We start from the raw sequence: 7070 nt of genomic DNA on the forward strand, positions 1-7070 counted from the left end.
GTGGGTCTTTTTCTTGCCGCTATAGCTTTTCTTCTGTTTTTTTAGGCCTTTGGATTGGAATTTCTGTGGCATCTACAATTACCACATTCCAGTCAATGCCTTCGCCTTGAGGCAAATGCTTGGGTAAATTAAATAAATTAGACTTGATTAAGCAGTCCTCTACATGACGTACGATTCTTGAAGCAGTGGGCTCTGAAACCCTGTAACTCGTCGCAACGTGAAAATAAGGTTCGGTATTGCCGCCAATCTTAGACAGAGCAGAATCTGGTCTTCCAGGCTTAACTTGGGCGGTCTGCCTTTGGCAGGAACATGCGTCTTCAATTGCTCAAACATTAAATCAAAGGTTGACAATGAGATGCCGGTGTATCGCTTGAACTGTGTTTCAGAAAGCTTCTTTGAATCGATGTATTTCATCCGCAGATTATGCAGGAATATTGAAAATTCTTTGGTACAAATAAGCAGCAAAAAAAGTAGATCGTTTTTTGATTTATGAAAAAGATCTAATGCAAAACATATTGTTAGTAAATAATCCAAGATAATGGTATCTAAGATATATAGCTGTGAACCAATTTTAAGCCAATGATTTCTTAATCTGAATGTTTATGCAACAAAGCCATTCAAACTTAATAGGATATTGATTGTGGAAACCGAGAGTTATCTACTGGGTTAGATGTTCTGAATCTTTAGAAAGAAAGCCAATTATCTCGGAAGATAATTGGCTTGAGTAAAGAGTTTGGCTATCCGCTTATTCGTCGATCATCCCAATAACACGGTACGACAATCAAATTGTTTTCATGTAATCGTGACCATAATCGGACACCTAAATCCCGCTGCATATTTTGGACTGTGAAATTGGAAATCAGCAGGGTAGATTTCATATTGTCATAACGACTATATAAGACCTTATGCACCATCTCCAAGCGTTTTTCATGCCGGTCATGCAGGCCATATTCATCAATCACCAATAAGTCAAAACTGGAGAAATGCTCGATAACTTCTTTCTCAGAGCGTGAAGCATCTGACCAGGTATCCATCATTTTTTGAGCGATTTCTGCACTGGTATAGTAGCGTGCAGATTTTGTACTATTATGCAGAATGTTGCGAATAATTGATGCACTCAGATGGGTTTTACCTGTACCCGGTGTACCAATCATCAACATGTTCGGGTTGTGGTCAGAAATAATCTGCTGTGCAAAGGCCTGACATAGTTTGATGGTATTGTCTTGTGCAGGGCATGCAACTACATAATTCTTGAAGCCACGATCCAGGTAGCGTTTATTGAGCCCTGAGTTTTTGATTTTCTGTTGTAGCAATCGCTGTTGCAACTCATCTGCATAGGCTGCATGTGAGTGATGGACGATTTCTTTGGCACACAATTTACATAGCTTGTGACCAGCGATTTCCATCAGGGGTATATGATGGGTAGGGCAAAGTGTTTCCGTTGTTTCTGTGCGAAACTGGAGCGTTTTAAGCATGGTATTCATGATCACTCTCCTAAATCCATTTGGAATTTTCTAAAAAATCCTCATTTTTTTCTTCAAAATTTGAAGATGAAGATGAAGATGAAGATGAAGATGAAGATGAAGATGAAGGGCATGGTTCAAGCATGACTTGAGTAATACTCGGGTTCTTCTCAGGAGCTGCTTGAGCATTTACTTTTCGTTGCTTGGCTGATGCTTGAGCATTACTTGCGGATTTCCCCCAACGTGCTTGAGCTGCATTTTTAGCTTTATCAGATTTCATTTGCTGATTTTGCAATGCCTGGCTTTTTAAACTGGTTAAAAAACTTGAAAGAATTTGTTCAGATTCGACTTCAAATAATTCTAATGCTGTCAGCGTATTCAACAAAGTTTTAGCCTTGGTATGCTGCGGTAATTTCGTGATGCTGCATACCGTTGCTAAATCATGAGGAATAGCTCCATTTTTCCAGAAATCCATCATTAACAGCAGTGCCGCGCCAATTTGTTCTGCTGTCATTCGTGCAAATTTCGCCTGTAGGTCGCCAATATAGAGTGGCATCCAAATTGAAATATCTTTATGCATGTGTTCACCTTTTTATAGGTATAAAGGGGTTAAGGTCATCGATTGGATGACCTTCTATGTTGGTTGTATTAGTGAGCGAGACTCATTAAGCGGAGACGGGCCTGTTGGGCCAAGTCATCGTAATGGGCTTGCCCTTCATCCAGCATTCGCTGCAGCCAGAGTCTCAATGCTTGGTGATCATCGAAGCATTTATTGATTTCCAGCAAAAAGGCCAGATTATGCAGTTTGGGAATGTGTAGCTCATGGATTAATTCACGAGCGACCATATCTGCTTCTGGGCTAACGACTACGCCGCCAAAGAAAGCTTTACTGTTCATGGGCAAGCTCCTCTGTATTGAGTCTCTCCAGCATGGCTTCAAAAGCACTACCATCGCGGCGCGTAACATTGGAGATGTAACGGCTATAGACCCGGAATAGCATTTCAGTCGTTGAATGTCCCAGCTGGCGAGCAATCCATTCCGGGTTCTCGCCTGCCGACAGCCAAAGAGTTGCTGCTGTATGACGTGTTTGATAGGCTCTTCTAGGCTTCAATCCTAGAAGGCGCAAGATCGGATGCCAGACACGTTTATTCACCAAACGATAATCGAGAGGTCCACCATCACGATTGCAGAAAACAAACTCTGATTTGCCATTATTTAAGCTTTTCTGTTGGAGAAAGGCCTGATAAACCCGATCACTCATTTGGATGGTACGGTCAGAACCATAAGTTTTGGTTCCACCCAAAATACCATTCACTAATGCTTCTCTGATATGGATTTCACGACGTTGCAAGTCCACATTTTTCCATTGCAGACCATCGATTTCACTGGTACGCATACCCGTAAAAAATCGAACAGTGTAATAGGGCTTAAAATCATCACGAACTGTGGCTAAAATTGCATGGACTTCCTTTAATGAAAAAGGTGTGACTTCAATTTTTCCTTGCTTTAAGTTCTTGATATTCTTATAAGGGCTATCAAAGTCATATCGTTCGGCAGCACTATCGAGTATCATACGAAGTGCTATCATAATCTGGTTGATTCTTGATGGTGAAAGGCATTCTTGGTTTTTCCCGTGAGTCACTTTGGCGAGGGATGAACGGAATCCAAGGATGTCTGACTTTTTGATATTAATAACCGGAATTGTGCCAAAAAAAGGGATTAAGTACTTTTTGATCACAATTTGAATTTTCTCCTTATAGCTTGTACGCCATTCTATTTCTTTATCAGTGAACCAAATTTCACAGAACTTAGAAAATAGAGGTGTTTTTGAGCTGATTTCATTTACTCTGTTTTCTGCATTTTTGATTTCTTTCAAACGAGAACTTTTTGGAAAGTATTTAGCATAGTCAAAAATACCCAATAAGATTTCTGCCTCCATTCGTTCAATCGCTTTTTCAAGCTTTTTTCGATTTTGAGCATTGTCTTCAAGAGCTGTTGTTTCACGGCAACGGATGTTTAAGTATCGAAAATCGACACATAACTTACCGTATCTAGTGCGAATAGCAGCCATAATTATGTTCTCCTTACTGAAGTTGTAGGCTGTGTAGCGAACCTAAAGTGGTTCTCGTCATATCTTCTTCGATACGCTCCCAGACATATAAAATTTTGCGTCCACCAAAAGGACGGATGTAATGAATGCCTTCGATTAGAACGCTATCCTTTAACTGATTACGAATGGTACGTTCGTTATAATGGATTCGTTCTGCCAATTCTTTTGTAGTAATATAAGTAAGACTCATATTTGTATCCTTTTATAAAGTATCACAATGATGTTATTTAATACCACAATGCGATAATAAATGCATTTAATACATCATGCAAGTACTTTATTACACAATGGTGGTAATTAATGATAGTTTGTAACTTGCCTGTACTTTTAGCAGAACGAAGAATGAAAGTAGCAGACGTAGCTAGGGCAACAGGAATGAGTAAGACCACTTTACATAAGCTCTATAATGGTCAATCAACTCGTGTTGATTTTGAAACATTAGAAAAATTGTGTGCATTGTTAAATGTAGACGTTGGTGATTTATTAAAGTTCAAGCCAGATGAATAATTTTGCTAATAAAAAGCGTCATGTAATTTAATAAATTTCTAATTAATATATTGTTTTTATTGTATATTTTTGGTGACCAAATTTGGTCACCATTTTTTATGAGAGCTTAAAAAGCTTTAATGAAAGGCATAAGGAAGTGCGTAAGGTTTTTTAAAAATTACTCAGCTCATATTTAGTAGAATTCATGCAAAAAACCTAAACATGTTGATCTATAGTTGATAGTGATAGGGCACGTTTTGGTCACGTAAGCACCCCCTTAACTGATCTAACTTAACTTTTTATTCGCTTTAAAGCTAATAGCTTTATAGACTGAAAGAAAAAATATTATTTAAAATCAACAACAAAAAAGCCCCAATCTTTCGATCAGGGCTTTTTAAATCTGGAGCGGGAAACGAGACTCGAACTCGCGACCCCAACCTTGGCAAGGTTGTGCTCTACCAACTGAGCTATTCCCGCATAGGCGATCAGTTTTTTACTACAAAAAAATGAACAAAAAAGAATTTGGAGCGGGAAAGGAGGCTCGAACTCCCGACCCCAACCTTGGCAAGGTTGTGCTCTACCAACTGAGCTATTCCCGCATGCCGTGTATAATACAGCATGAAAAATCAGGGTCAATCACTTTATGAAAAATCTTGTATCAATTGCATAAAATAAAAGCAATATTGGGGCTGTAAGCAGATGGGTGTACAAAAGTTATGCTGGTTTTAATGAAAATTGGCCACAATCAAATGATTAGAGGTAAATCGTTCACCGAAATAGAGTAGAGAACAAGGTATACTGGACACAGATTATCAATGGGAGTCAGGCCATGAGCTTAGAACAACAACTGAAAGACCGTTTGGCACAATTGTCACCAAGTTATCTGGAAGTCGTCAATGAATCTTCGGGTCATGGGGGGTATTTTCCAGGTAAAGAATCGCATTTTAAGGCAGTTATTGTCAGTGAAGCTTTTGCTGGCCTGCGTGCGGTACAGCGTCATCAGAAAGTCTATGCTGCAGCGGGAGACTTGTTGGCTAAAGACAAGATCCATGCTTTAGCCATCCATGCTTTTCTACCTGAGGAATGGAAAGAACAAGATACCTCCAGCCCAGCCTGTGCACATGCACCCAAACACTAAGAGCGTATTATGGACACTCAACTTTTAGTTAAAATAATTCATATGTCTGTTGCAGGCGTGGCCCTAGTGGCCATCCTTGTACGTGCGTTCACCTTGTTTGTGGGTACACAGGGAAATTTACCTAATCCAGTGGCACAGAAATTTTTAGTGGCCTTACAGCATTTGTCCATGACTATCATTGCGATAACAGGCGTAATTGCGCTGGTCCTTAAAGACTTTGATGTGCAGCCCTGGTTCTATGCCAAAATTGTTCTGTTTCTAGTTTTGCTTTCATCTTTGGGGAAAGCGTATAAAAAAGATGATTCAATCTTGTTGGTGCAACGTCGGGCAGGTCTACTCATTGCGGTGGTTTCTTTGCTTGCGATTATCGGGTTGGTCATTAGCAAACCAACGTTTGGTTAAAAAATGAATTAACTAACCGCAATGTCATCTCAGTGAAATAAATACAAAAATGAAAAGGGGATTCTTATGCGTACACGTGTGATATTTAATCAAAAAGGTGGGGTGGGCAAGTCCAGTATTGCAGTGAATCTGGCTGCAATCAGTGCGCACCAGGGGCTGAAAACACTGCTGATTGATCTGGACCCCCAAGCCAACTCCAGTCAATATTTACTGGGCGATGATGCCACCTATTCACATGATAAACCTGCATTAGAACCCAATATTGAGAACTTTTTTGCAGATGTACTCGGTCAGCAGCAAAGCAAGGGACTGCTTGGCAATGCGATAGGCTCTATTTTAAAGACCCGCGCCAAAGGGCTGGAAAGTTATGTGCATCAATCGCCTTTCAAGCATCTGGAGGTCATTCCCGCCAGCCCGAATTTGGGTGCTTTGGCGCATGGACTGGAAGCTAAACATAAAATCTACAAGCTACGTGATGCTCTGCAGACTCTGGCCGGTCAGTATGATCGGGTCTTTATTGATACGCCGCCAGCTTTTAACTTCTTTACCCTGTCTGCCCTGATTGCAGCAGATCGGGTTCTGATTCCGTTTGACTGCGATGTATTTTCCAAGCGTGCTCTGCATACTTTAATTGAAAATGTCATCGAAACTCAGGATGATCATAATGCCGGTCTGGAAATTGAAGGGATTGTGGTCAATCAGTTTCAGGCGCAGGCAAAACTGCCACGCGAAGTCGTGCAGCAGCTCAAAGATGAGGGACTGCCTGTACTGAACAGTATGTTGCCACCTTCTATTATGATGAAAGAATCCCATCAAAAAAATCAGCCATTGATTCATCTCGCTACTGATCATAAATTGACTCAGGCCTATCAATCATTGTTCAATGAGATTGAGCAGAATTAAGATCGAGCTAACTATGAAACTTGTGAAACTAAGTCTGGGCCTTGGCATGTTGGTGCTGCTAAATGCCTGTGCAAGTACCATCAAGCCGACCTATGTCTCACCGACCCATTATCAGGCACTTAGCTGTCAGCAGTTACAGAGCGAATATAACCGGATTCAGCAGTATATTAATAATGGTGTGGAAGCACCTAAACGTACTGGAGTCGGGGTGGGAGTAGGCTTAGGTGGCGGCTGGGGCAGTCGGGGTGGCTGGGGCATTGGTCCAAGCGTATCCGTCAATATGGGGCAATCTTCCAATACCAAACGTACTGAAACGGCACGACTATTGGGTGAACAGGAAGCCATTGTTCAAGCAGCACGCTATAAAAACTGTCCGATGATTGCCCGGAAAGCTGTGGCGTCTTAACTATCTTTCTTTGTAATAATTAAAAATGCTGGCTTTAGGCTGGCATTTTTTATATCGGCACTGTGATATGCTAGGGCGTGTTCTCATTTGAAGAATTGGTTTTAAATACTTAAAATCCTCCTTTGAGTTATTTTTATTTCTACATTTTCAATGGCACGCACT

10 protein-coding genes and 2 tRNA genes are annotated in these 7070 nt (G+C 40.7%); 5 read left to right on the plus strand and 7 right to left on the minus strand.

The window, feature by feature from the left end; genetic code table 11:
- Positions 1–737: 737 nt before the first annotated feature.
- From NI467_RS14025 to NI467_RS14045, 5 genes are all read right to left on the minus strand, one after another.
- Complete coding sequence (locus NI467_RS14025; RefSeq protein WP_253153449.1) at positions 738–1484, minus strand: ATP-binding protein; 747 nt, start codon at positions 1482–1484, stop codon at positions 738–740.
- Positions 1485–1494: 10 nt separating this feature from the next.
- Positions 1495–2043, minus strand: a complete 549-nt coding sequence (locus NI467_RS14030) for a DUF1376 domain-containing protein (protein WP_178928886.1) — start codon at positions 2041–2043, stop codon at positions 1495–1497.
- Between the two features lie 68 nt (positions 2044–2111).
- Positions 2112–2360 (minus strand): hypothetical protein, encoded by a 249-nt coding sequence (locus NI467_RS14035; RefSeq protein WP_004895356.1) that lies wholly within the window; start codon positions 2358–2360, stop codon positions 2112–2114.
- Positions 2350–3534 (minus strand): site-specific integrase, encoded by a 1185-nt coding sequence (locus NI467_RS14040; protein ID WP_253153450.1) that lies wholly within the window; start codon positions 3532–3534, stop codon positions 2350–2352. The genes NI467_RS14035 and NI467_RS14040 overlap by 11 nt, the downstream gene beginning before the upstream one ends.
- 13 nt (positions 3535–3547) lie before the next feature.
- Complete coding sequence (locus NI467_RS14045; RefSeq protein ID WP_253153451.1) at positions 3548–3763, minus strand: hypothetical protein; 216 nt, start codon at positions 3761–3763, stop codon at positions 3548–3550.
- A gap of 110 nt (positions 3764–3873) precedes the next feature.
- Between NI467_RS14045 and NI467_RS14050 the strand changes: the two genes are divergently transcribed.
- Positions 3874–4080, plus strand: coding sequence for a helix-turn-helix transcriptional regulator (locus NI467_RS14050; RefSeq protein WP_163170714.1), 207 nt, complete (start codon positions 3874–3876; stop codon positions 4078–4080).
- Between the two features lie 380 nt (positions 4081–4460).
- On the opposite strand, the gene NI467_RS14055 is transcribed toward NI467_RS14050, so the two are convergent.
- A tRNA-Gly gene (locus NI467_RS14055) sits at positions 4461–4536 on the minus strand.
- Between the two features lie 46 nt (positions 4537–4582).
- Positions 4583–4658: transfer RNA gene (locus NI467_RS14060), tRNA-Gly, on the minus strand.
- A 230-nt stretch (positions 4659–4888) separates the two neighbouring features.
- On the opposite strand from NI467_RS14060, the gene NI467_RS14065 reads away from it, so the two are divergent.
- The 4 genes from NI467_RS14065 (at position 4889) to NI467_RS14080 (ending at position 6908) form a co-directional block, all read left to right on the plus strand.
- A complete protein-coding gene (locus NI467_RS14065) occupies positions 4889–5197 on the plus strand; it encodes a BolA family transcriptional regulator (protein ID WP_151203599.1) in 309 nt (102 codons plus the stop codon).
- A gap of 9 nt (positions 5198–5206) precedes the next feature.
- The gene (locus NI467_RS14070) at positions 5207–5599 is read left to right on the plus strand and encodes a SirB2 family protein (protein WP_174659128.1); all 393 of its coding nucleotides are present in this window, start codon (positions 5207–5209) and stop codon (positions 5597–5599) included.
- A gap of 66 nt (positions 5600–5665) precedes the next feature.
- Positions 5666–6502, plus strand: a complete 837-nt coding sequence (locus NI467_RS14075; RefSeq protein ID WP_253153452.1) for a ParA family protein — start codon at positions 5666–5668, stop codon at positions 6500–6502.
- Between the two features lie 13 nt (positions 6503–6515).
- On the plus strand, positions 6516–6908 hold the full coding sequence (locus tag NI467_RS14080) for a hypothetical protein (protein ID WP_253153453.1): 393 nt from the start codon (positions 6516–6518) through the stop codon (positions 6906–6908).
- Positions 6909–7070: the final 162 nt, after the last annotated feature.

Origin of the sequence: Acinetobacter sp. S4397-1 (genome assembly GCF_024129285.1) — a bacterium.
GTDB lineage: Bacteria > Pseudomonadota > Gammaproteobacteria > Pseudomonadales > Moraxellaceae > Acinetobacter > Acinetobacter lwoffii_C.

Coding starts and splice junctions, on each gene's coding strand:
- NI467_RS14025 (WP_253153449.1), bottom strand. CDS start 1,484: ATGAATACCATGCTTAAAACGCTCCAGTTTCGCACAGAAACAACGGAA.
- NI467_RS14030 (WP_178928886.1), bottom strand. CDS start 2,043: ATGCATAAAGATATTTCAATTTGGATGCCACTCTATATTGGCGACCTA.
- NI467_RS14035 (WP_004895356.1), bottom strand. CDS start 2,360: ATGAACAGTAAAGCTTTCTTTGGCGGCGTAGTCGTTAGCCCAGAAGCA.
- NI467_RS14040 (WP_253153450.1), bottom strand. CDS start 3,534: ATGGCTGCTATTCGCACTAGATACGGTAAGTTATGTGTCGATTTTCGA.
- NI467_RS14045 (WP_253153451.1), bottom strand. CDS start 3,763: ATGAGTCTTACTTATATTACTACAAAAGAATTGGCAGAACGAATCCAT.
- NI467_RS14050 (WP_163170714.1), top strand. CDS start 3,874: ATGATAGTTTGTAACTTGCCTGTACTTTTAGCAGAACGAAGAATGAAA.
- NI467_RS14065 (WP_151203599.1), top strand. CDS start 4,889: ATGAGCTTAGAACAACAACTGAAAGACCGTTTGGCACAATTGTCACCA.
- NI467_RS14070 (WP_174659128.1), top strand. CDS start 5,207: ATGGACACTCAACTTTTAGTTAAAATAATTCATATGTCTGTTGCAGGC.
- NI467_RS14075 (WP_253153452.1), top strand. CDS start 5,666: ATGCGTACACGTGTGATATTTAATCAAAAAGGTGGGGTGGGCAAGTCC.
- NI467_RS14080 (WP_253153453.1), top strand. CDS start 6,516: ATGAAACTTGTGAAACTAAGTCTGGGCCTTGGCATGTTGGTGCTGCTA.